This window comes from Pseudovibrio sp. Ad46 (assembly GCF_001623065.1).
In the GTDB taxonomy this organism is placed as follows: Bacteria; Pseudomonadota; Alphaproteobacteria; order Rhizobiales; family Stappiaceae; genus Pseudovibrio.
Genome location: NZ_LMCG01000072.1, coordinates 151460 through 175283, shown reverse-complemented (window position 1 = coordinate 175283; position 23824 = coordinate 151460). Strand labels below are relative to the sequence as shown.

At 48.8% G+C, this 23824-nt stretch carries 18 protein-coding genes; 11 read left to right on the top strand and 7 right to left on the bottom strand.

The genetic code is table 11. From position 1 onward, the window contains the following. Positions 1-4: 4 nt before the first annotated feature. The 7 genes from PsAD46_RS20480 to PsAD46_RS20450 form a co-directional block, all read right to left on the bottom strand. Positions 5-1456 carry a radical SAM protein gene (locus PsAD46_RS20480; RefSeq protein ID WP_063291583.1) on the bottom strand — a complete coding sequence of 484 codons (1452 nt, stop codon included), beginning with the start codon at positions 1454-1456 and terminating at the stop codon, positions 5-7. 4 nt (positions 1457-1460) lie between these two features. Continuing rightward, positions 1461-1748, bottom strand: a complete 288-nt coding sequence (locus tag PsAD46_RS20475) for a PqqD family protein (RefSeq protein ID WP_063291584.1) — start codon at positions 1746-1748, stop codon at positions 1461-1463. Further along, positions 1745-2794: a radical SAM protein gene (locus tag PsAD46_RS20470; RefSeq protein ID WP_063291585.1), complete on the bottom strand. Its 1050-nt coding sequence runs from the start codon at positions 2792-2794 to the stop codon at positions 1745-1747. Before PsAD46_RS20470 ends, PsAD46_RS20475 begins: the two co-directional genes overlap by 4 nt. A gap of 79 nt (positions 2795-2873) precedes the next feature. Further along, positions 2874-3401: a nuclear transport factor 2 family protein gene (locus PsAD46_RS20465; RefSeq protein ID WP_063291586.1), complete on the bottom strand. Its 528-nt coding sequence runs from the start codon at positions 3399-3401 to the stop codon at positions 2874-2876. 463 nt (positions 3402-3864) lie between these two features. Further along, on the bottom strand, positions 3865-5046 hold the full coding sequence (locus PsAD46_RS20460) for a carbohydrate porin (protein WP_063291587.1): 1182 nt from the start codon (positions 5044-5046) through the stop codon (positions 3865-3867). 114 nt (positions 5047-5160) lie between these two features. Further along, complete coding sequence (locus PsAD46_RS20455) at positions 5161-6216, bottom strand: ABC transporter ATP-binding protein (RefSeq protein WP_063291588.1); 1056 nt, start codon at positions 6214-6216, stop codon at positions 5161-5163. Continuing rightward, on the bottom strand, positions 6198-7253 hold the full coding sequence (locus tag PsAD46_RS20450) for a substrate-binding domain-containing protein (protein WP_063291589.1): 1056 nt from the start codon (positions 7251-7253) through the stop codon (positions 6198-6200). The genes PsAD46_RS20455 and PsAD46_RS20450 overlap by 19 nt, the downstream gene beginning before the upstream one ends. A gap of 193 nt (positions 7254-7446) precedes the next feature. Here PsAD46_RS20450 and PsAD46_RS20445 point away from each other — a divergent pair, with 193 nt between their 5' ends. The 11 genes from PsAD46_RS20445 to PsAD46_RS20395 all read left to right on the top strand — a co-directional run bounded on the left by PsAD46_RS20445 (position 7447) and on the right by PsAD46_RS20395 (position 23365). Next, the gene (locus PsAD46_RS20445; RefSeq protein ID WP_063291590.1) at positions 7447-9075 is read left to right on the top strand and encodes an alpha-glucosidase; all 1629 of its coding nucleotides are present in this window, start codon (positions 7447-7449) and stop codon (positions 9073-9075) included. 34 nt (positions 9076-9109) lie between these two features. After that, positions 9110-10279: a maltose/maltodextrin ABC transporter substrate-binding protein MalE gene (malE, locus tag PsAD46_RS20440; RefSeq protein WP_063307738.1), complete on the top strand. Its 1170-nt coding sequence runs from the start codon at positions 9110-9112 to the stop codon at positions 10277-10279. A gap of 69 nt (positions 10280-10348) precedes the next feature. Further along, positions 10349-11905 (top strand): maltose ABC transporter permease MalF, encoded by a 1557-nt coding sequence (gene malF / locus PsAD46_RS20435; protein WP_063307737.1) that lies wholly within the window; start codon positions 10349-10351, stop codon positions 11903-11905. Next, the gene (malG, locus tag PsAD46_RS20430) at positions 11902-12792 is read left to right on the top strand and encodes a maltose ABC transporter permease MalG (RefSeq protein ID WP_063291593.1); all 891 of its coding nucleotides are present in this window, start codon (positions 11902-11904) and stop codon (positions 12790-12792) included. Before malF ends, malG begins: the two co-directional genes overlap by 4 nt. Positions 12793-13226: 434 nt before the next feature. Further along, positions 13227-13619, top strand: coding sequence for a DUF302 domain-containing protein (locus PsAD46_RS20425; RefSeq protein WP_063291594.1), 393 nt, complete (start codon positions 13227-13229; stop codon positions 13617-13619). Positions 13620-14094: 475 nt separating this feature from the next. After that, positions 14095-16881, top strand: coding sequence for a bifunctional aconitate hydratase 2/2-methylisocitrate dehydratase (locus tag PsAD46_RS20420; protein ID WP_063291595.1), 2787 nt, complete (start codon positions 14095-14097; stop codon positions 16879-16881). Positions 16882-17279: 398 nt separating this feature from the next. Beyond that, on the top strand, positions 17280-18125 hold the full coding sequence (phnC, locus tag PsAD46_RS20415) for a phosphonate ABC transporter ATP-binding protein (protein ID WP_063291596.1): 846 nt from the start codon (positions 17280-17282) through the stop codon (positions 18123-18125). Between the two features lie 40 nt (positions 18126-18165). Then, on the top strand, positions 18166-19092 hold the full coding sequence (phnD, locus tag PsAD46_RS20410) for a phosphonate ABC transporter substrate-binding protein (protein ID WP_063289228.1): 927 nt from the start codon (positions 18166-18168) through the stop codon (positions 19090-19092). Between the two features lie 95 nt (positions 19093-19187). After that, the gene (gene phnE / locus PsAD46_RS20405) at positions 19188-20063 is read left to right on the top strand and encodes a phosphonate ABC transporter, permease protein PhnE (protein ID WP_063291627.1); all 876 of its coding nucleotides are present in this window, start codon (positions 19188-19190) and stop codon (positions 20061-20063) included. Positions 20064-20074: 11 nt separating this feature from the next. After that, complete coding sequence (phnE, locus tag PsAD46_RS20400) at positions 20075-21439, top strand: phosphonate ABC transporter, permease protein PhnE (RefSeq protein ID WP_063291628.1); 1365 nt, start codon at positions 20075-20077, stop codon at positions 21437-21439. Positions 21440-22201: 762 nt separating this feature from the next. After that, entirely contained in the window at positions 22202-23365 is a 1164-nt protein-coding gene (locus PsAD46_RS20395) for a porin (protein ID WP_063291597.1), read from the top strand. Positions 23366-23824: the final 459 nt, after the last annotated feature.

The following is a 23824-nucleotide window of genomic DNA, read 5'->3' as shown; positions in this document are numbered from 1 at the left end:
CCTCTCAGAAAAAGGATTGCAGGATACGGCTTTCAACAGACTTCAAATCCGGTTGCATGCCGCTGGTTTCATAAAACTCTTCAACAAGATGCAGATTTTGAGCGATAAACTTGCGTAGCCGCTGCGAGGCATTGCAAATATCTTCATAACTGGAGCCGGTGCTTTTGTGAGTGATGGTGTCTGAAAATAAAACAGCCTCTGTCAGCGTCGCCTGAGAGAACTTCGAATAATCCTCAAAGTCCCTAAAGCGTGGCTCTACGCCAAAGCGGGCGGGATCTTCATGAATAGGCGTGTGCGGAAACAGGATCATCGGGCTTACCCAGCGCGGAATGCCGCCGACCTTCATGGTTTCAAGGATCAGCTGCTCTGTATCGCATAGCGCAGCTTCATCCTCACCGGGAAGGCCAGCCATCCACCATGTAAACGGCTCGACATTCGCCTGCACCGCCTCGGAAATACTGAGCACCACTTCTTCGCGGTCGAGATGGCGGTTGTTGATCCGCGCCACGTCGTAAGATCCGGTTTCGACGCCAAAATCCACGCTGGCCAGTTCACAACATGCAGCAAGGGCAGCATAGCCCTCATATCCATAGCTTTCCGGATGGGCAAAGATATTGAGGTGAGCGGGGCGAATATCGCGCCGGACTAATTCCTCACTCAGCTCAATGAGTTTGACATTCCCGCCTACAAAAAAATTGTCTTGAATGGTAAAGCGCGTAATGCCTTCGCTCATCAGCGCTGCAATCTGGTCTACGATACGTCTTGCGGAATGAAACATCAGCTTACGCCGACCCTGAAGGCGGCCAATGACGGGTTCCACACACCAAGCGCATTTGAATGGACATGCGCCGCGTGTGGTAGAGATTGCACCCGCGTCCGGTCGAAGTGAGCGGGGTTTGAGCACGGAGTAGCGATAAACCGGAAAATCGTCCATTTCTTCCAGCACCAGTGGTGGCCCGCTATCTCCTGTGCTTGTCACCAGTCCCGGCACGTCTTCAGTGACCCTTCCAGATCGAGCGACCTGCTGGCAAATAGAAAGCAGCGCATGTTCGGCCTCACCCTTGATGACCCCATCCACATAAGGTGCATTGGCACTGGCAATGTCTTCAGCAAACATCGTGGCGTGTTGTCCGCCAATATAGACCAGGACATGAGGCAGCAAAGCCTTTACAAGACGGGCTACCTCAAGTGCGCCAGAGCTGAAATGAACCCAGTTGAGACCAATAGCGATAACTATTGGGTCTTCTTTGAGGATGAATGCTTTCACGTCCTCCTCCTCAAACCCATAATGCAGCGCTAAGGGCACGTGCAGGCCACGCACCTCGAACTCGTGCGCTTCCAACCATGCGGCATTGGCCAGCAAGCCAAGCCCAAATTGCTTATCATCAAGACACGGCGAGGTTTGATTAAAGGAGGTTGGCGGCTGGATAAATAAAACCCGATCACGCTGCCCCATAGCCTCACCCGAACTCAATGAGATTACGCTTGTTCAGCTCTTGTAAAAAGGAAAGGACTGAGCCTCTCAGCACTTCTTCCTCCATATCGCTTTCCTGCAAGAGCAGTTTACCGCCCAGATGAACAACTTCATCGATTTCCTTGCCATCACACTGATCAAAGATTGCCTTACCGCTGCTGGTGACAATGTGAAGCTGGTCGGTTTTGGGGTGATAGAGCAGAAAGTTGCCTTCCTCCTCGGTTCGGCAGCGCACGCCCTCGGTGTGGCGCACTGTTGTAAAATGCTCGCTCAACCTCTTGCCTCCCTTTTACAACTGGTACCGGAGCCGAACTCTGGCATATCGGGTTTGATCCAACAGGTTGGGTCGCCAGCATAAACATCACCGTACCAAGCATAACTGGCTGCGCGGCACCCTCCACATTTCGCCTTGTGCTCACACACAGAACAGTTGCCTGAGCTGATGTTATCCCGGGAGCGGATCTTGTGAAGCTCGGGCGCGCTGCGCCAGATTTCCGCAAAGCTCTGTTCTTTGAGGTTACCAACAGCAACAGGCAGAACAACGCAAGGGGTTACATCTCGGTCTACGGTTATGCGGCAGTGAGTATATCCAGCCCCACACCCCTTGTAGGGGTCTTCTTCAGCTTCTGGGAGCAGCAAGCCAACCCGGCAATCGTGCCAGTCGATTTCCAGCTTACCTTTCCACGTCTCACCAGCCTTGATCCAAGCCTCCAAAAGCGTACCAAGCTCTTGAGGAGAGGGCATCAGGTCAACACCACCCCGTGTGGTATAAACATACTCCGTGAGGTTGATTTTTTCCGCGCCAAGGCGATGCGCCAGCGCAATCATATCCTGAGCCTCGCCCAAGTTGGGTTTCATTGGGGTGTAATTTATGGTTACCCGCACACCAGCCTCAGTCAGGTATTGTGCTGCTGCACAGGCCTTGTCAAAAATACCCGACAGCCCGCGGATTGCATCATGAGTTTCGGCTGTCGCACCATCCAAACTGACGCTCACATTAGAAACCCCGAGCTCCTTCAGTCGTCTTGCGACCTCCGGAGTTACCAATATTCCATTGGTCGCAAACGTGACCCGCATACCTAGGGAGGTAGCATGGTCTATCAGTTGCTCCCAATCCGAACGTAACAGCACCTCACCACCAGAAAGCGCAAGAATGAAGACACCGGCCTCTGCAAGCTGATCAATCAACTCCAGTGCATCCTCAAGAGGCCAGTAGTCCGGCCCTCTGCCAAACAAAGCATCGGAATAGCAATGCACGCAGCGGGCATTGCAATCCAGTGTTGTTTCCCAAACAACATAAAGAGGGGAAGATAGCTTCATCGCGACACCTCAATTATGGGGTGCAACGGCGCCGAAACGCCGTTGTCCTCAACCAATTTTTAAAGATAGGTTTGGCAGATTAGGCAACCATCCACGCCATGGCAGAGAGAGATCCAAGATCGTCGATTGATAGTGCACCGACAGGAGCTACTTCAGTTTTACCTGGCGTTCCCACATGAATGTCGAGGGAGCTGATACGGCCATCCTGGAGGCGGAAGTTATGGGTAAAGGGCGCCTGAAGGCCTTCTCCCTTTTTGTTGATGATGTAGCGCAGGCCACTTACAACGATGTGCTCATCATTCTTGGCGTTGGCTACATTTACCTTAGACAAGTTGGTTGCCAACATGCCATCCACGCCCTTGGCGCGGTTTTGGTAGAACCCTGCAATTTCATCATGTTTCGTATAGCTTTTTTCGCCGATCGACTCTTTGCCGTGAATGGAAAGCGTTCCGCCTGAGTGCCACAGCTCCATAATGGTGTCAGTATTAAACTTTTCACCCTTCACTGCATGAGCATCCATTTCCTTCACTGCGGCAAAGTACTTTTCAATAACACTCATGTTACTTAAAGGCGTCAAGCTAGTTTTATTGAGATCACGTATATCCATGACTATATTCCTCTCTTTCACTTTTTTGCTAATAAAGGGAAGTTGCCACGAAAATAAAGCACTATATTAATTTGAATAACTTGACGTAAATCAACCCGTTCCTCACGAATTTCACATTCGATGCCTGTCATTCATCAATAAATTTTGCACTAATATGGAATTATTAATAATAACTATGTTTATGTAGTACTTACCAAGAGGGCGAATTAGTCACGGGCACATAAGTGTGTAATTTGAATATGCTCTGCTGAGAAAATATACTTTCTTCAGCATAAATTGAATGAGATCGACTTGAAGTTGTGCCTTGCTCTGACGGGTGAGTTTGCTTAGTCAGATCGAGCGGCAGGTATGGTCACTTAACGCTAAACTCCTTAGTTTTGTGGAGACACAGAGGTATACGCTGGAGCTGATAGACTATAGGCCATGTCACAGAGGTAATTGGGGCCTCTAAGGCCCCAATGCATCAGAACCAAGTTTCAAATTGAAGACCGTAGGTTGTACCAGATTTCTTGTCGTCAAAGATTTCCGTGTTACCTACAGCGCCTGGTTTGCTCCATGCGCCATATGTTACAAATGCGCGTAGCTGTGGGCGGGCCCAGAAACCAGATTCACCGAAGGTGTATGCCGCCGCAAAGGTGGTTTTACCAAGAGTGCGGCTCTCATCTTCGGTTTGAACGTGGTCCAATCCCAACTCAAGTTGAAGGTTGAAGTCTTCATTGATGTTGTACTGCGGGCGAATGCCGATTGAAGACCAGTTCGTGTTGTCCCCATTGTTGCGATCGAGTTGGTGCCAAGCAGTGTAGAAGAGTTCAATTTCGTCGGTAATGGATGCGAGACCATGGATCTGCGCCCGCGTAATTGAGCGATCTTCCGCATCACTCCAACCATCTGCAGAAAAACCAGAGGCAGCGTTGAAGCCGTGCATCAGACTGGCCTTCATGTAGCCGCCAAAAATGTTGTTCTTTTGCAAATGTAGACGAAGCGCTGCGCCATCATCACCGGTTGCATCGCCAGTCGTCATGGAATAAGCCGCACCGATTTCACCTACCAGATCTTCTCCAAGATGAATGCCTTCAAATCGAGCATCCAGAGTATGGGTATTGCGATCTCCATTTGTAAAAGCAGCAACGGAAAGCTTTCCGGAGCCGAGACTTACGTCTTCCAGACCACCGCCAAAACCGTCCCAGTTGGAGTAATTTTCATAGTAGTTGTCGGTGATGTGAATGTCTTTCCGCTTATAGAAGCGGCGACCAACCCAGACTGTACTGTCACTGAGAGCGCCTTCACCAAGGCCTTTGTATCCCAACCAGAACTCACGAGTTGCAACGTTGGCGTCGAACTCACCATCAACGATCAAGTCGTTGTTGTCACCGGCGACATGCGCGCGGACACCACCAACCAATGCACTCCCATTTTCGAAGGTGTATTTACCACCTACGCCATACTCACCATAAAAATCAGACTCGTTTCCAAGACGGTACTTATTCCAAGCCCCGTTTAGTTGCATTGCAGTGAATTTGTCACCTTCAGTTTGACCAACTCCGATACGCAAATAGCCGGTTTGATTGTATGCAAATTCCGCATGCGAAGCGGTGGCGGCTAGAACTGAGAGCGCAGCTACAGTCCCCAACAGAGCATTTTTCATTACTTCCTCCAGTTATTCCAGCGTTGTTTAAAACGCTTTTTTTTGTGATGCAGACGCACCTCTCCCGTCCCGCGCACCGCGCAGGTTGGTAACTCCTTGTTTTATTGTTTTAAATTAGTTGATTGCTGTCCCGTCGACCGTAGAGAAGAACCTGAGCTGATTAAGGTCGATACTCAGTCCGATTTCATCCTGCGCGATCGTTGACCAAGGCAAGCGAGCTGTGACAACTTCATTTGCCATATCGAAGGTCAGGAAAAGATCTGCACCCGTATGCTCAACAATGCGAGGTTTCACAGTTAGCTGTTGGCCAAGTGAGAAAACTTCAGGTCGTATTCCAATTTTTGCTCTCCCATTTTTTTGTACCTCCAATGGAATATGTACTCCCTCAACAACTTGATCATCTGGAAAGTGAATTGAGTTGCCATCAACCTTTACATCGATCAGGTTCATTGGTGGTGCACCCATGAAGTCTGCAACAAACGTGTTGACTGGATGCCGATAGATCTCATCAGGTGTCCCGACCTGTTGAATTACTCCATCCTTCATCACGACGATCTTGGTTGCCATCGTCATGGCCTCAATCTGATCATGAGTGACATAAACAATTGTTGTGCCAGTCTTTGCGTGCATTTGCTTGATTTCCGCACGCATCTCCATTCTTAGTTTTGAATCTAAATTGGACAGCGGCTCATCAAACAAAAAGAGTACTGGCTCCCGTACCAAAGCACGACCCATCGCAACACGTTGACGTTGCCCGCCGGAGAGCTGCCCAGGACGACGGTCTAGAAGGTGTTCTATTTGAAGCAAAGAAGCGACGCGCAGGACCTGAGTATTAATTTCTTCTTTTGGAACTGAACGGATCTTCATCCCAAACTCGATATTCTCTCGAATACTCATGGTTGGGTAAAGCGCATAGCTTTGAAAGACCATTGCGATATCACGCTCTCGCGGAGGCAATGCAACAACATCTCGGCCAGAAATTTCTAAGGTACCAGAAGAAATCTCTTCCAGACCTGCAATACAATTTAACAGGGTGGATTTTCCGCAGCCTGACGGCCCGACAAGGACAAGAAAATCCCCCTTATTGATAGAGACGCTTACATCTTTCAGCACATGGGTTTCACCAAAGGACTTATTCAAGTTTTTGATGTTTAGTGCTTTGGTTGCCATGGTATCCTCTCAGACTCTTGCAACATCTTGGTTGAATCCCGAACGATCAGTTCTGCTCTTTGTCTAACTTGAAGGTCTTTGATTGGCGTTCCATCCAAAAGATCGCAGAGAATGCGCGCAAGAGGACCGCATGCATCACGAAATGGAGCCCGTGTTACCGACAATGTTGGATTGAAGTTGATTGAGCGAAACTGTGGGATGGCATCATCGTGAGCAAGAACAGAGACATCCTGCGGGATTGACAGGCCTATGTCTTTTGCCGCTCGATACACTCCAACTGCAATCGGTGTTGTCGCACATAAAATAGCAGTTGGGCGTGGGTCACTTCGCTCCGTCAGCAAGGCCAGGCTTGCGGCGTAGCCATAGTTTTCGTCGCCGCTGCCATATTGTAAGGCAAACTCCGGTGGCGTTATGCCCCTTTGTTCCATTACTTCCAAATAGCCTTCTGCACGAGCTTTTGCATAAGCATGGTTCTGTGGCCCATTCAGAAATGCAATCCGCCGATGCCCCAAGTCTGCTAAGAGATTAGTCCCATCAACGGCAACAGATTTGTTGTCGATGTCAAAGAAAGCGTAGGAAGCACCTGAAGTTGCCCCATGAACGACAAATGGGATTTTTTGCTCTTCCAAAAATGCGATGCGCGGGTCGTTCTCCTCCGGAGCATTCAGGATAAACCCATCGAGTGTGTTCTTTGAAACGAACCTACGGTAAGGCGCTACAGGATCAGTCGCCGTCGCTGCATGAAAAACAAGATCGACATCACGATCGGCCAGATGATCGGATAGCCCTGCCATGATCTCGTAAAATCCGGCCGCTGATGTTTGTGCTGGTCCGAGAGATAATATCATCCCAACCATGCCAGAGCGCCCTGAGACTAGTTTTTGAGCTATCTGGTTTGGCTTGTAACCAAGAGTAGCTGCGGTTTCCTGAACCAGCTTTCGCGTTTCGGCGCGCACCTCTGGGAAGCCGTTTAAAGCGCGAGAGACGGTCGCAGGCGATATTCCCAGTTCTTTTGCAATGTCTTTGATCGTTGCCATGTCTCGAATCCTTTTCAAAACGTTTTAAACTGAATCTTGCATTTGTAAAATAGAAAATGAGGAGAGAACAAAATGCCTCAGCTTATGTGCAGGCAAACTACCTACCTCCTTGACTCAAAACGTTTGCATAGTATTTAAATATGCTAGGTTTTGATGCTGTGAACAGCTAACACGCATGCAACGCGGAGTAGTCATGAACGAGAATTGGTGGCGGAATGCCATTATCTATCAAGTGTATCCACGCTCTTTTCAGGATACAAATGGGGATGGCATTGGCGATCTGAAGGGGATTACTTCTCGGTTAGATCACATCGCATCGCTTGGTGTTGATGCTGTCTGGCTTAGTCCAATCTTCACTTCCCCTATGGCGGATATGGGTTATGACGTCAGCGACTATTACGACATCGACCCGCTGTTTGGAACACTGCAAGACTTTGATGACTTTGTGGCCCGCAGTCATGGGCTGGGACTGAAAGTTATTATTGATCAGGTTCTATCTCACAGTTCCAGTAAACACCCATGGTTTGAAGAAAGCAGAGCTAGCCGGACGAACTCAAAAGCCGACTGGTATGTCTGGGCAGATGCTCAACCAGATGGAATGCCGCCAAACAATTGGTTGTCTGTGTTTGGAGGTTCAGCATGGGAGTGGGAACCACGCAGAAAGCAGTACTACCTGCATAACTTTCTTGCAGATCAACCAGATCTGAATCTGCATAACGAGGAAGTGCAGGAAGCATTGCTCCACGTTTTACGGTTTTGGCTGGAGCGCGGCGTTGATGGGTTCCGACTTGATACAGTCAACTACTATTTTCATGATCAGCAATTGCGGAGTAATCCTGCGAGCATCCGTGCAGATCGCGATAACCTGCCTGATGTTTATGGTAGGCAAGAGCACATTTTCTCAAAAAATCGCCCTGAGAACATCGACTTTTTGAAAAAGCTGCGCACCCTCACTGATGAGTTTGAGGGGCGCATGATGGTCGGAGAAATCGGCGACGGCGGTGATGCAGCAACTAACTTGATGGCTGAATACACCAAAGGGCCAGATCGTTTGCACCTTTGTTACTCCTTCGAGTTGCTATCATCCAACTATACCGCCTCACACTTCAAAAATGCTCTTAAGTCTTATCGGTCGGCTGCGCCAGATGGAACAGCATGCTGGAGCTTTTCCAACCACGATGTTCCGCGCCATGTTACTCGCTGGGAAGAGAAGGCTAGCTCGAGTAAAGAGCTGGCAAAGCAGACCATTGCGATGCTCATGTCCTTTGAGGGCTCCATCGGTATTTATCAGGGCGAAGAACTCGGGCAACAGGATACTGCACTTAACTACGATGAGCTGACAGATGCACAGGCCATTCGCTTTTGGCCAGCAGTAAAAGGTCGCGATGGTTGCCGTACGCCGATGGTCTGGGAGGCCAATAAGCAACATGGCGGGTTCTCCTCCGCGAAACCCTGGCTGCCCGTGAAGGATCCTCAGCTTGTAGGAGCTGTTGACGCTGAAGAGGCTTCCAATGACAGCGTCTTACATTCCTATCGCAGCACCATTGCATTTAGAAAAAACAACGACGCGCTTTTGACAGGTTCTACCGCGTTTCTTGATCTGCCGGAACCAATTTTGGCCTTTCACAGAATGAGCAAGGATCAAAAGCTGACTTGTGTCTTTAATCTGTCCGAGACCGCAAGAGAATTGAGAATAGAGGGCTCAGCGAGCTTATCCGGGCCATCCAGCGCCATCCTGCTCAATCAAACACTGACCCTTAATCCAAACGGATTTGCTTACCTGATTTCCGATCAGTTGGAAGGACTCGAGCTGATTTCATAAGGCATGACAATGCGTTTCTAATTGGGAGGACGCTATGAAAATACTAAGAACTACACTTGTTGCAGCTATGCTTGCCACAACATCTTCGGCTGCCATGGCAGCTGTTGAAGGCGAACTGCTTATCTGGATCGGAGCTGACAAGGATATAAAGCAGTTGGAGGCAGTTGTGGCCAGATTTACCGAGGAATTGGGAGTTCCTACAAAGGTAGAGCTGGTTGACCCCGAGTTGCCAGACAAGTTCCAACGGGCAGCTTCAACTGGTGATGGGCCAGATCTGGTGATGTGGGCCCATGATCGATTTGGTGAATGGGCTGCCAGTGGTCTACTGCAACCAGTTGAACCAACATCGGAGTTTAAAGCAGGTGTTCTTCCAACCGCGTGGGATGCGGTGAGCTTTAACGGTAAGGTGTGGGGATATCCGATTGCGATTGAAGCGATAGGCCTAGTCTACAATAAAGACCTGATTTCTGAGCCTCCAAAAGACTTTTCCGAGTTTGCACATTTGGAACTGCCTGATGGTGTAAAACCTATCCTCTGGGATTACACCAATACCTACTTCACGATGCCAATGCTGATGGCAAATGGAGGCTACTCCTTTAGAAAAGTTGATGGGGTTTATAACGGTAAAGAGACAGGTGTGAACAATCAGGGCGCGATTGCAGGCGCTGAAGTACTGGCGAAGCTCTTTACTGATGGCATCATGCCGGATGGGGTTGATTACGGTGTGATGGATGCTGCCATGGCCCGTGGCGAAGTTGCAATGGTCATCAATGGACCGTGGAGCTGGAAAGCTTATGAAGAAGCAGGTTTGAACATCGGTGTCGCACCTATTCCGCAAGTCAGCGGAAAGATTTCACCTCCATTCATTGGCGTCTATTCGGTAGCTCTCAATAGCGCTTCTCCAAATGCTGACCTGGCAAGTGAGTTTATTGAAAACTACATGCTGACTGACGAAGGCCTTGCTGAGTGGAACAAGAACCGCGCTCTTGGTGCTCTCGCGGATATCTCAGCGAGTGAAGCATTGCACAGCGACAAAATCTCAGCCACTTTGAAGAATGCTTCAACCGGCGTCCCGATGCCGTCAAACCCTGAAATGGGTGCATTTTGGGCGGCTATGGCACCGGCGCTTGGTAACATCACAACAGGCAAACAAACTCCAGAGGAAGCTCTTGAAGACGCTGCTTCCCGCATTCTTGGAGAATAAGCAAGACTGTGTCGCACCAGGATATCCTTCCGGTGCGACATTGCTTGACTGCAAAGAAAGTTGCCTCTGATGACCTCTCTTAGCTCCGAAAACACAGGCCAAATATCAGGCTTCAAATTTCAACGTCTTTTGACTGTTGGTTTATTGATCGCTGTTTTCACAACGTTGTTCTATTCGGCATTCCTTTTGTTTCTTGGAAACCAGCCAGTCGTCGGCCTTCTCGTTTTGGTTGTTGCTGTATGTTTTGGGATAGTGTTCTCAACCAAGCGGCTTTATGCGCATCGTTTCATTCTTCCAGGAATTGCTGCGGTGCTAATCTTTATCGCCTTTCCGGTTGGATACACAGTTTACCTCGGGTTCACGAACTTCAGTTCGTTCAACTTGCTCAGCCATGAACGGGTCCGTGAAATCCACCTTGCCAAGAAAATAGTCGATCAAGAAACCTCACGTGGTTTTAGTGTATGGCAGCAAGGCGATACCTACCGACTTTACATTACCGGTAAAGAAAACGGCTACCTGAGTGAACCCTTCGAGAAAAATGTAACGCAGCACACCATAATAGCAGAAACGGCTCCCATACCGAGTACCGAAAAATTGAGCATGCGTGATACTATCAAGCTCCGCAAAGCTCTTGGAGAGATTTCTGTTCAACTGCCAGACGGTGTCATTCTCAAAAACTCAGGTCTAAGAAAGTTCGCTGCCCAGATGCCGGAGTTCCGTGAGACGCCTGAAGGAGTGCTCATCTCAAATTTAGATGGCTCACGACTATTCCCAAACTCTGAAACTGGATTTTACACCAATGAGATGACTGGGGAGCATGTCTCTCCAGGCTGGCGAGTTTATATCGGGCTTGCCAACTTTAAGCGGATCTTTCAGTCTGAGGGCATTCGTGCCCCCATGTTCTCTATCTTTCTCTGGACCTGCCTGTTCGCACTGCTTTCAGTGGGTTTGACGTTTATTTTAGGCTTGGCGCTGGCCGTTACTTTGCAATGGCCCCACCTTCGCGGCAAAGCAGTTTACCGCATTCTTTTAATACTTCCCTATGCAGTTCCAGCCTTCATTTCGATCCTGATTTTCCGTGGTCTGTTCAACCAAAACTTTGGTGAGATCAACATGATCCTGAATGGGCTCTTTGGTATCCGCCCAAGTTGGATGACAGATGGAGGCATGGCGAGAACAATGCTCGTGATCGTGAATGTCTGGCTTGGCTATCCTTATATGATGCTGCTCTCGATGGGCTTTTTGCAGTCTGTACCAGAAGATCACAAAAAGGCTGCAACACTTGAAGGAGCAAGTGCCCTTCTAATTTTCCGCAAAATTACATTCCCGCAAATTCTCCCGCCTTTCCTTCCGCTTTTAGTCGCAAGCTTTGCCTTTAACTTTAACAATATCGTGCTTGTTCTTCTCCTGACACGCGGACTGCCAGACATTCCGGGCACGATCATTCCTGCAGGTCAGACGGACATTCTTGGATCGTTTACCTACCGCATCGCTTTCCAAAATGCCGGTCAGGAATACGGCTTAGCAGGGGCAATTACACTTATCATCTTTGTTATTGTTGCCGCATTGGCCTACGCCAACTTCGTTGCCATGCGTCGCCAAGCAGCTAAGAGGGCAGCGTCATGATCGTAGAGCACCCAAGAAGACTTCAGTTGCAGAAAGTCTTTGCTCATGCATTTCTTTTGAGTTTTCTGGCTCTTATCCTCTTTCCCTTCTTAATGGTCATATCAATTAGCTTTCGTGAAGGGAACTTCACAACAGGTTCGATCATTCCAGAAAGCTTGACGCTGGAACACTGGGCACTAGCGCTGGGGTTGGATTACACGCGAACAGATGGAAAAGTGGTTGAGCCTGCATTTCCAGTTTTACTATGGATGTGGAACTCAATCAAAATCGGGTTAGTCGCATCTATCGGCGTAGTCACTCTTTCTACGATTTCAGCTTACGCTTTCAGCCGCATTCGGTTTAGAGGTGCGGGGGTAATGCTGGATTCCATGCTGATCATTCAGATGTTTCCAACCACACTGGCATTGGTAGCTCTCTTCGCAATCTTTGATGGCCTCGGAGAAGTATCGCCCGTGCTCGGTATCGATAGTCATTGGTCGTTGGGTTTGGTTTATCTGTCAGGGATTACACTACATGTTTGGACCATTAAGGGTTACTTCGATAATCTGGACCCAGCCATGGACAAGGCAGCGCAGGTTGACGGCGCTACCCCCTGGCAAACCTTCCGCTTCATCTTCCTGCCATTGGCAGTCCCAATCATCGCTGTCGTCTTTGTCCTGTCGTTCATTGGCATAATCAACGACTACCCCTTGGCATCTATTCTGCTGCGCTCTGAAGAGAACCTGACACTCGCTGTGGGATCACGCCTTTATCTTAATGAGTTCAAATACCTCTGGGGAGACTTCGCCGCCGCCGCCATCTTATCAGGCCTCCCAATCACTGTCGTCTTCATGATAGCCCAAAAATACCTCGTCGCAGGCCTAGGTGATGGCGCGGTCAAAGGATAGGTGATGCTGCCTTCAAAGCAAAACGTTGACCTCGGTGAGGCAAGCAGTGGTTGACTAGCAAAGTGAGATACTGAGAGTATGATGGTCGTTGAATGTCTGCTCTTGGTCATATGTGCCATGCCAAATGCGCAGAAGCTGTAAGCTTCGATCACACTGTTACTCGGCTAACCTTCAGTCCGCAGTTGCAGCACGCTCCATCCCACACCCATCAGTCTATCAGACACGATCATGTGAAAATAATTTATATGTAGCTAGAATATTTCCATAGTTAAATAATCAAACTCCGGTAGGGGAAGGGCTTGGTTATCTAAGTCGGGCTTCTGGCGTATTTGGCTATATGTTCCTCGAAGCCGGATTAATTTCACAAGAAGGATAGTGATTTGCGTAGTTTGTTTCTGGCTTCAGCGCTAATACTTGGGAGTTTGTATCCCGTCATGGCTCAAGATATTATCAAGGTCGATACCAATAAAGCAGTGCAAGAGACTATGGATGCTCTGGAGGCTACTGCCAGGAAAGCAGGTGCAACAATATTTGCTCGTGTTGACCATGCTGCGGGAGCTGAAAAAGTTGGCATGTCCATTCCGGCGAACCAGTTGCTGATTTTCGGTAATCCGGTACTTGGTACACCTGCGATGGAGATCGACCCACGGGCAGGCCTGTATCTGCCACTTAAAGTGCAGGTCTATGAGGATTCTGAGGGGCAGGTCTGGTTGGCTTATGAAGATCCGAAAGAAACAATGAAGGATCTGGATAATGTCGATAAGTCTCCGGTAATCGAAAAAATGCGCGGTGTTTTGGCGAAGCTGACCTCCAAGGCTGCCAAGTAGTCGAATTCGATACCAGATCAAGAATTTCAGTCTGCTCAGGGTCTTTAAAAGGGCTCTGGGCTTTTTTAAATATGGGTGGTGCTTTTTTGCGGCGTGGGGCGAGGTCCATTTTAGCCTCCTTACCCGGTTTTGAGCGCGGCAAATTGTGCGGTGATGAAGTCCGCAGGGATGCTGTGTTTTGCCTCAATTACTGTCTGTTCAAGGGCTAGGGCGATGAAGAGTAGGGTGGCGGCAAAGCCTGCCAGAATGAGCCTCTCGCAGAATTTATTGTTCTGGGGCTGCGTGGATAGATAAGCTTGTTAGTGATGCGGGTGGGGTTGGAGCTCTGCAACTGCTGGAAACATCTTGCATGCCAATGTCATTTGGTATACGACCGCATACAACAAACTTGGACCGGTTTGCCAGAGATGGTTTTGACATAGAGTTCAGGATACACCAAACATAAATCGTCTAACACAAATGCGTCGGAATAATCATGAGCTTGTACACTGACTACTTGAATGAGATTGACACTCGAAAAGCCGAGGGTTTGAACCCCAAGCCGATTGAAGATGGCGCACTTGTGAATGAGATCATTTCGCAGATTAAAGATCTCAAGAACGAACACAGAGACGGTTCCCTTAAATTCTTTATCTACAACACCTTGCCAGGCACAACCAGCGCAGCTGGCGAAAAGGCGAAGTTTTTGAAAGAGATCATTCTTGGCGACTCTGTTGTTGAGGAAATTTCTCAGTCCTTCGCTTTTGAACTGCTGTCTCACATGAAGGGTGGCCCTTCTGTTGAGGTTCTTCTTGACCTGGCGCTTAGCGATGACGCGTCTGTTGCGCAACAGGCTGCCGATGTCCTTAAAACCCAGGTGTTCCTGTATGAGGCAGACACCGAGCGTTTGAAGGCAGCTTTTGCAGCAGGTAATGCGATTGCAAAAGACATTCTGGAAAGCTACGCAAAGGCTGAGTTCTTCACAAAGCTTCCTGACGTAGACGAAGAAATCAAAGTCGTGACCTTCATCGCAGGTGAAGGCGATATCTCAACCGACCTTCTTTCTCCTGGCAATCAGGCACACTCCCGTTCTGACCGTGAACTGCACGGCAAGTGCATGATCTCACCTGAAGCGCAGGCGGAAATTCAGGAACTGCAGAAAGCAAATCCTGATGCGCGCGTGATGCTGATTGCTGAAAAAGGCACCATGGGCGTTGGCTCCTCCCGTATGTCTGGCGTAAACAACGTTGCGCTGTGGGCTGGTAAACAGGCAAGCCCATATGTTCCTTTCGTGAACATTGCGCCGATTGTTGCTGGCACCAACGGCATTTCTCCAATCTTCCTGACCACTGTTGGCGTGACCGGTGGTATCGGGCTTGACCTGAAAAACTGGGTTAAGAAACAGGACGCTGATGGCAACACCGTTCTGGATGGAAATGGTGATCCTGTTCTTGAGCAGACCTACTCAGTTGAGACTGGTAAGGTGCTCACCATCAACACTAAAACCAAGAAGCTTTATGACGGTGATAAAGAGCTGGTTGATGTTTCTTCCGCGTTCACACCTCAAAAAGTTGAGTTTATGAAAGCTGGCGGCTCCTATGCTGTTGTGTTTGGTAAAAAGCTGCAGACTTTTGCATCTGAAACACTTGGCATTGAACTGAAGTCCGCTTTTGCTCCGGCCAAAGAGATCTCTCATGAAGGTCAGGGCCTGACTGCTGTTGAGAAGATCTTCAACCGCAATGCTGTTGGCGCAACTCCGGGTGCAACTCTGCATGCTGGTTCTGACGTTCGTGTGAAAGTGAATATCGTTGGTTCTCAGGACACCACTGGTCTGATGACCTCACAGGAACTGGAGTCCATGGCGGCAACCGTCATTTCTCCAACTGTTGATGGTGCTTACCAGTCCGGTTGTCACACTGCATCTGTTTGGGATTTGAAAGCGCAGGCTAACATTCCAAAACTCATGAAGTTCATGAACAAGTTTGGCCTGATCACCGCGCGCGATCCAAAAGGCGTCTACCACGCCATGACAGACGTGATCCATAAGGTGCTGAACGACATCACCATTGACGACTGGGCGATCATTATCGGTGGCGACAGCCACACCCGTATGTCTAAGGGTGTTGCGTTTGGTGCAGATTCTGGCACCGTGGCGCTGGCACTGGCAACTGGTGAAGCCACCATGCCGATCCCTGAATCTGTGAAGGTGACTTTCAAAGGCACCATGAAAAACCACATGGATTTCCGCGATGTGGTGCATGCAACACAGTCTCAGATGCTGAAGCAGTTTGGCGATAACGTGTTCCAGGGCCGCATTATTGAGGTTCACATCGGAACTTTGCTTGCTGACCAGGCGTTCACGTTCACTGACTGGACTGCTGAGATGAAGGCAAAAGCTTCCATCTGTATCTCTCAGGATGACACTCTGGTTCAATCACTTGAGATTGCGAAGAGCCGCATTCAGATTATGATCGACAAAGGTATGGAAAATGATGCCAAAGTTCTTCAAGGCCTGATCGATAAAGCAGACAAGCGCATTGCAGAAATCAAGTCTGGCGAGAAAGCTGCGCTGACACCTGATGACAACGCGAAGTACTTTGCTGAAGTTGTTGTCGATCTGGATCAGATTGATGAACCAATGATAGCTGATCCTGACGTGAACAATGATGACGTTTCCAAGCGTTACACCCACGACACCATCCGTCCTGTTTCCTACTACGGTGGTGACAAGAAGGTTGATCTGGGCTTCGTTGGTTCCTGCATGGTGCACAAAGGCGACATGAAGATTGTTGCTCAGATGCTCAAGAACCTTGAGAAAGACGGCGGTAAGGTCGAGTTCAATGCTCCGCTTGTTGTTGCAGCGCCAACCTACAACATTATTGATGAGCTGAAGGCAGAAGGTGACTGGGAAATTTTGCAGAAGTACTCCGGTTTCGAATTCGATGATGCACTGCCAAAAGCAACAGCACGTACCGAATACGAAAACATTATGTACCTGGAGCGTCCTGGCTGTAACCTTTGCATGGGTAACCAGGAGAAGGCTGCTAAGGGGGATACCGTTCTGGCAACCTCTACCCGCCTGTTCCAGGGCCGTGTGGTAGAAGATTCCTCTGAGAAAAAGGGTGAATCCCTGCTGGCGTCCACTCCGGTTGTTGTTCTTTCCGCAATCCTCGGCAGAACTCCAAACATGGATGAGTACAAGGCAGCAGTGGAAGGCATCGACCTCACTAAGTTCGCCCCACCACTCCAGAAACCTGCTGCTGCGAAGTCAGTTCACTTCTAGGGTCTAATCGCAGGATAGCGGCCTTAGACCTAGCAGCTGGCAAACAGCACTAATTTATATTCGAATGGGCGGTACCTAACAGTACCGCCCATTTGCTTTTTTAATGTCGATGCTTTCAGAAGTTAGGTGCTCAGCCCTACTGAGCATTCAGAGTGCTTAGCGTTCAATCGACGGTTTTTGATTCCCTGAAAAGCAGAGTTTCGATACCTTGGTTTGAAAGCCGGTTGGTTTTTCCTTCTGTCATAGAAACGTAATGTAATGCTCGTTTTGCCAGCTATGTGGGGGAGGTGGGGTGTGACGGTTTTTTGACGGGGTTGCTTTGTGAGTGAGCGTCATTTCGCTGTAACAATCGCGTGTGCCTAGTACGTTAAATTTTAACAGGTACCGGGGTTGGACTCTTGATCCAGTTTGAAAGCGTTAGAAAAGAATTTGGCGCGCATGTTGCTGTCAAAGGGGCGAGTTTCATTGTTGAGAAGCCTCAGATGATCGGCATTATTGGTCGTTCTGGTGCGGGTAAATCCACGTTGCTGCGGATGATCAACAGACTTACCCCGGCAACCGATGGGCGTGTCCTTGTTGATGGTGTTGATGTGCTTGCTTTACAGGGGACGTATAAGCGCCGCTGGCAGCGTGATTGCGCGATGATCTTTCAGCAGTTCAACCTGGTTCCTCGCCTTGATGTTTTAACCAACGTTATGTTGGGGCGTTTGAATGCACACGGAACAGTTTCAAGCATGCTCAAGCTGTTCACTCGTGAAGAGCGGGTTCAGGCTCTGTTGAAACTTGAAAGACTTGGTATTGCTGAAACGGCTTTGAAAAGGGCCGAAAATCTTTCTGGTGGTCAGCAACAGCGTGTTGCGATTGCTCGTGCTCTTATGCAGGAACCGAAAATGCTTTTGGCCGATGAGCCGATTGCTTCGCTGGATCCGATGAATGCGCAGGTGGTGATGGACGCTCTTAAGGCGATCAACACGGAAGATGGCCTGACAGTTATTTGTAATCTCCATACTCTTGATACTGCTCGAAACTACTGCGACCGCGTGATTGGTATGCGCGATGGTGAGATTGTTTTTGATGGGAAACCGGATGAGCTATCGACCGCAGTGGCCCGTGAGATCTACGGTGCTGACGACAGTTTTGAGGAGGGGATGACCTCAACTTCTCTTGGTAGCGAAGGTGCAAAAATCGCTGCCCTGGAACTGGCGAAAGGTGATGCTTCGCCTGTCGTCTCTGCTGCTGAATAGCAGCGGTTTTAGATTTTTATTCTGATATTGGAGTGCTCTGATGAAAATCATTGGTAAAGTTGCTGCAGCTCTTGCTGTTAGCACGACCCTTCTTGCTGCGCCTATGGCTCTGGCTGAAGAGAAAATCACTGAATTCCGCATTGGTATTCTTGGTGGTGAAAACGAAGCGGACCGCCTTCGTTCCAATCAATGTCTGGTTGATCGCTTTGAAAAGCTGCTGGGTGTTCCGGTTAAGCTTTTCCCAGCTGCTGATTATGCTGGCACTATTGAAGGCCTGAAGGGTGGTAACCTGGATTATGCCGAGCTTGGCGCTTCCGGTTACTCCGCTGTTTATCTGTCAGCTCCTGATGCTGTTGAGCCAGTGCTGACCACCAAGCAGACAGATGGCGCAACAGGCTATTATTCTGTTTTGGTTGCTCGTGCGGATTCTGGCATTGAAACGCTGGAAGACATGAAGGGCAAGCGCATGGGCTTTGCTGACCCTAACTCCACCTCCGGTTATCTGGTTCCTTCTGTTGCGTTTGACGATATGGGCCTGAACCTGAAAGAGTACTTTGCCTCTACGCAGTTCTCTGGTGGACACGAGCAGAACGTTCTTGCTGTTTTGAATGGCGATGTTGACGGTGGCGTCACCTGGGCATCTGGCGTTGGCGAATGGGAAGAGGGCTACACCTCTGGTAATCTGCGTAAGATGGTAGATAAAGGCATGGTTGATATGTCTGATCTGGTTCAGGTCTGGCAGTCTCCGCTGATCCCTAATGGTCCGCTTGTTGTACGTAAGTCGCTTCCATCTGACGTAAAGCAGAAGGTTGTTGCCTCGTTGAAGTCCATGGTGACTGATAACACCGAGTGCTTCTACTCCGCACAGGGTGGTGAGTACGCTGACTTCGTGGAAGTGAACCACGACTTCTACAAGACCATTGTTGAAGCGCGTCGCCGTAAGATTGAAGCAAAAAAAGCTAACTAATTCTCAGAGTAATAAAGGGGCGCGGATCTGACTGCGCCCTTTCTTTATGGGGGCCGTGGTGGCTCTCATCATTTCCCTGTTTGGAGGATGTTGAAGTGGCCGCTCATCTGGCGCTTGCCGAAGCTTCCCGTCTGGCCGAGATTTCTCAGGCCTATGAGCGTGTTGCCCGGCGCCGAACGCTATATACTCTTTCTCTGCTCGGCCTTTGTGTCCTGAGCATCTTCGGTGGCTTGTTTGTTGCGGACCAAGCAAATTCTGGTGGCTTTTGGACAGGCTTGGGTAAATTCTTTGATTATCCGGCTGAGTTGTTCATTGGTGCTTATGAGGAAGGGCTGATTGGGCTCTTCGCACTTGTTCTTCAATATCTTCCGTACCTAATCGAGACCGTCAACATCGCTTTGGTCTCAACTCTTCTGGCATTTTTTCTGGGCGGGGCGCTGAGTTTTGTTGCGAGCCGTAACTTGATGAGCAATCGGCTTGCCGTTGCAGCGATGCGCCGGGTGATGGATATTTTTCGCGCGTTTCCAGAGATTGTGATTGCGCTGTTGCTGGTTCTGATTTTTGGGCCAAGTCCGGTTGCAGCTGTGATTGCGGTGACAACGCATACAATTGGTGCACTCGCCAAACAGTTTTCTGAGGTGAATGAGAACTGTGACCTGAAGGCTGCTGAAGGCATTCGCAGTGTAGGTGGCAACTGGTTAGAGCAAATTCGCTTTGGCATTCTGCCTCAGGTGCTTCCGAATTTTTTGTCTTACACGCTGCTTCGGTTGGAAGTGAACGTACGGGCCTCTGCGATCCTTGGGTTTGTCGGGGCTGGTGGTCTTGGTGCTGAGTTGAAGATGGTTGTCGATTGGAACTATGGAGCTGACATTCTTGTCATCATTTTCATGCTGGTTCTTTCAATCACGTCCATCGATTACCTCAGCGGCTGGATGCGACAAAAACTTATTGGTCAGACGGGGCAAGTTTGATGGAGCGTTCTATGACAGATATTAGTGCCTTGCGTGGGACGTCGCATCATGAAGAGCAACGGTTGGACGAGCAGTATCCCGGTGTTCTCGGGCTGGATTTGAAAAAGCGCTTGCTTGGGCCGGTGCTGTCGCTGTTGGTTGTTGTTTATTTGGCTCTCTGCTTTTTCGCGTTTGATGTTCCGGGCGTGATGGAGAAGGCTCGTGGGGACATGGCTCAACTGTTTGCACTGGATGCTTATGCCCACAAGGTGCATGCAAAGTATCAGTTCAAGAAGGCTGATCAGGGATTTGTTGTCAGTCTGGAGGGCAACAGACGGGCTATATATAAAGAGCAGCCAGATTGGATTGAGCAATCACGTGGGCAATCCTCCATTCTGCTCGGTGAAGATGGGGTGCTTCACTTTGCAGATGATGTGGTGACTTACACTCATCCAGAGTTTGGTGAGCCTTTTACATTCAAGGTTGGAGATGGGGTTCCGCAGTTTATTGGTGGAGCTGAAGCTGACTGGCTCAAGGTCTCGAAAACCCAGGTTAATGCGCGGCCCTCTTTATATACACGTATCTGGCTGACAAAGAGCAAAGTTGAGGTGCATCGCTATTTCGTTGGGTGGGAGAACTTCTGGTTTGACTTTGACAGCAAGCTGAACGGACTGAGTGCTGGTCAGCTGATGTCGCTGGCGTTCTCTTCGGAAAGACTGGATCCTGATGTTTCCAACCTGCGCTTTATGTTCAATGAGTTTTGGATGAACAGCGAGTGGCAGCATGGGGAGGTTTATTTCGCATTGCTGCAAACTCTCATCATGGCCGTGGTCGGTACCTTGATTGCGGGTATTCTAGCATTGCCGCTTGCGTTTGCTGCTGCTGCGAATGTTAATCCGGTGAGGTTGGCGCGAACAGGCGTGCGCCGGTTCTTCGATTTCCTACGCGGGGTCGATATGCTTATCTGGTCGCTCATCTTTATACGGGCGTTCGGGCTTGGGCCGCTCTCCGGGATTTTTGCGATCTTCTTTACCGATACGGGTACTTTCGGCAAGCTGTTCTCTGAGGCGATTGAGAATGCAGATAAGAAACAGGCGGAAGGCGTGCAAGCAACGGGAGCTTCTCCGGTTCAGAAATACCGGTTCGGGCTGTTTCCGCAAATCCTACCTCTCTTTATATCTCAGATGCTTTATTATCTGGAGAGCAATACACGCAGTGCCACTGTGATTGGGGCATTGGGAGCAGGGGGAATAGGCCTAAAGCTTATAGAGACTATGCGAACCAGACAGGATTGGGAGAACACTCTCTACCTGATCTTTCTGATCATTGTGGTGGTGATGATGATGGATCAACTCTCAGGATGGTTACGTCGCAAACTCATTGAAGGCCAAGCCTAGGACAAAACACTCAGTTTTATGGAGGAGGGCGGTCACTCAAGTGGCTGCCCTCTTTGTTTTTGGTAGGCAGTCAGTTGTCCTTTGCGTGAAAAATGCTCGCTGAGGTGGATTTGTCCACATCGTATAGACTGCAAAAGTTAATGCGTTTTAGGCCGATAAATCGCAGTGGGTCTATGTGAGTTTAGTTAACTTATTGATTTACATATGTTTTTATGGGTTGTGTGGAGTCTATGTATTTAATATCAAAATTATTGATGTATTATTATTTGTTGTTGTTGTTGATGTATGCTTGCAGTCAGTTGCAGCTGACTTGGAAGGAAAAGGTTTTGAGATAATAGGTTTTTGACTGAAAAAGTGATGATTTTTGTTTGTTTTTCTTAAGTTATGCCGGTCCCGTCTCAACACCTCTCCAGCAACTCTGAATATAACAATAATTTATGGGTTTAATCTTCACTTTTGCTTTGAAATAGTTTGTTTCTAGTACGTGTTGCCGTTCTTAGTTTGGCTTACCTTCCCTGAATTCCCTGTGTTATTTGTGCCACATCGTATTTCGATGACTTTCAAACTTCATTTGAATTATTGATTAAAAGCCAAAGATCACAAATATTGATGTTGTGAACAGCGCGGGGCGCACTTACCGGTGCCCGCTGAGTAAAGTGATGTTTCAAACATTGCTTTGATCAGAATGCGCAAGTGGGGAGCCAGAGTGGTCAGGGATCGACATGTGGTCGAGCTGCTCTGGTTTTAAAGAAAGTTAGAATTATGAATTTCAAGGCTATCGCAATCGCAGCAGCTGCTGCTGCCGCTGCAACTTCCGTTCAGGCTGCTGATCTTCCAGCTGACATCGCACCAGTAGATTACGTTCGCATCAACGATGCATACGGTGCAGGTTTCTTCGTACTGCCAGGCACTGAAACTGCAATCAAAATCGGCGGCCGTGTTCGTGTTGAAGCACGCTTTACAGACCTGCTGGACGATGAAGATTACAGCAGAGAAGACAACAACCACAACTTCCGTTCCCGTGCGAACTTGCGTATTGATACCCGTACACAGTCTGAGCTGGGTCTGATCCGTACATACATGGATTTCCAGTACACTTCTAATTCCGACTCACGTGATTCTGCAGGTGTTAAACTGGACAAGGGTTATGTTCAGATTGGTGGCTTCACTTTCGGTCTTGCAACTTCTGCATTCGATCTTTGGACTGGCGAACTGGCTTCCAACCTGTTTGATCGTCACCTGGCTGATGACACTGTATGGCAGGCGTCCTATACCCACGCATTGGGTAATGGCCTGACGATTGCTGCTTCTATTGAAGACAATTCTGATCGTGAGCAGGGCGTAGACGTTGGTGCTGATGATCTGAATAAAGCAGGTAACACTCTTCCTTCCTTTGTTGCGAAGGTTCTGTTGAATCAGGGTTGGGGCTATGCTGGTCTTTCTGGTGCTGTAACCAAGGTTGATACATCAGTTGGTCGTGACTCCTCTGAAGTTGGATACGCTGTTGCCGGTGCTGTTGGTTTCAATCTTGACATGATTGCTCCTGGCGACGTGATCAACTTCCAGGCTGCTTATGCAGACGGTGCTATGGCTTATGTTGGAGCTGAAGGCGATATTGCAGACGCAGTCCTTAACACTGATGGTGATATTGAAACCAACAAAGCTTGGTCTGTTGCTGGTGGTTACATGCACAACTGGACAAGCGAGTTGTCTTCCGGTGTTGAAGCTTCTTACTTGGACGTAGAGTCCGGCGAAGAAACAATCATGGCTGACTTTAACGAAGTTGTTGTTGCCGGAACTATGGAATACCGTCCTGTTTCTGGTCTGCTGTTCTCTGCTGGTGCTGGCTGGAAGCAGAAAGACGAAGATCGTTCTTCAAAGGAAGACGCTGCTGTCTTGAACTTCCGCGTACAGCGTTCTTTCTAAGGCTGACTTAAGCCTTAGACCTTCATTGGACTTTCAATAATCCTGATTTTCCAATGACTCTCATTCCCGGTGGTGTCCAAAACCACCGGGTTCCTCTGTTTGAGGCCATGTGCATGTGGGTACTCTTGCCTATTTCTATTTTGAATTTGCATATTAAATTTTAGTTGGCATTTTAATCCCCAGTGCGTAATTTTTTGCGCGCGTTCAGGGGAATTACGTTTGTCTAGCAGTTAAATGTACCAATCTAGAAGTGCTGTGATGTTATTTATATAATATTATTCAATGGTTTAGAGGAAGTTAGAACGGCTATGATCTGTGGTGTCTGAGTTGAGTGTATCGGGTATCCACACAAGCTGGTGTGTCAAAAAAAACACACTACTTTAGCGTGGTGATGTTTCTCCCCTTTCAAACTACTAGGTTGATATTGCGATCTTCCATCTCGTCGGGCATCAATATGTC

Bases quoted from the DNA above. Each gene is read 5' to 3' on its own strand.
- PsAD46_RS20480 (WP_063291583.1), bottom strand. From the start codon at position 1,456: ATGGGGCAGCGTGATCGGGTTTTATTTATCCAGCCGCCAACCTCCTTT.
- PsAD46_RS20470 (WP_063291585.1), bottom strand. From the start codon at position 2,794: ATGAAGCTATCTTCCCCTCTTTATGTTGTTTGGGAAACAACACTGGAT.
- PsAD46_RS20465 (WP_063291586.1), bottom strand. From the start codon at position 3,401: ATGGATATACGTGATCTCAATAAAACTAGCTTGACGCCTTTAAGTAAC.
- PsAD46_RS20460 (WP_063291587.1), bottom strand. From the start codon at position 5,046: ATGAAAAATGCTCTGTTGGGGACTGTAGCTGCGCTCTCAGTTCTAGCC.
- PsAD46_RS20455 (WP_063291588.1), bottom strand. From the start codon at position 6,216: ATGGCAACCAAAGCACTAAACATCAAAAACTTGAATAAGTCCTTTGGT.
- PsAD46_RS20450 (WP_063291589.1), bottom strand. From the start codon at position 7,253: ATGGCAACGATCAAAGACATTGCAAAAGAACTGGGAATATCGCCTGCG.
- PsAD46_RS20445 (WP_063291590.1), top strand. From the start codon at position 7,447: ATGAACGAGAATTGGTGGCGGAATGCCATTATCTATCAAGTGTATCCA.
- malE (WP_063307738.1), top strand. From the start codon at position 9,110: ATGAAAATACTAAGAACTACACTTGTTGCAGCTATGCTTGCCACAACA.
- malF (WP_063307737.1), top strand. From the start codon at position 10,349: ATGACCTCTCTTAGCTCCGAAAACACAGGCCAAATATCAGGCTTCAAA.
- malG (WP_063291593.1), top strand. From the start codon at position 11,902: ATGATCGTAGAGCACCCAAGAAGACTTCAGTTGCAGAAAGTCTTTGCT.
- PsAD46_RS20425 (WP_063291594.1), top strand. From the start codon at position 13,227: ATGGCTCAAGATATTATCAAGGTCGATACCAATAAAGCAGTGCAAGAG.
- PsAD46_RS20420 (WP_063291595.1), top strand. From the start codon at position 14,095: ATGAGCTTGTACACTGACTACTTGAATGAGATTGACACTCGAAAAGCC.
- phnD (WP_063289228.1), top strand. From the start codon at position 18,166: ATGAAAATCATTGGTAAAGTTGCTGCAGCTCTTGCTGTTAGCACGACC.
- phnE (WP_063291628.1), top strand. From the start codon at position 20,075: ATGACAGATATTAGTGCCTTGCGTGGGACGTCGCATCATGAAGAGCAA.
- PsAD46_RS20395 (WP_063291597.1), top strand. From the start codon at position 22,202: ATGAATTTCAAGGCTATCGCAATCGCAGCAGCTGCTGCTGCCGCTGCA.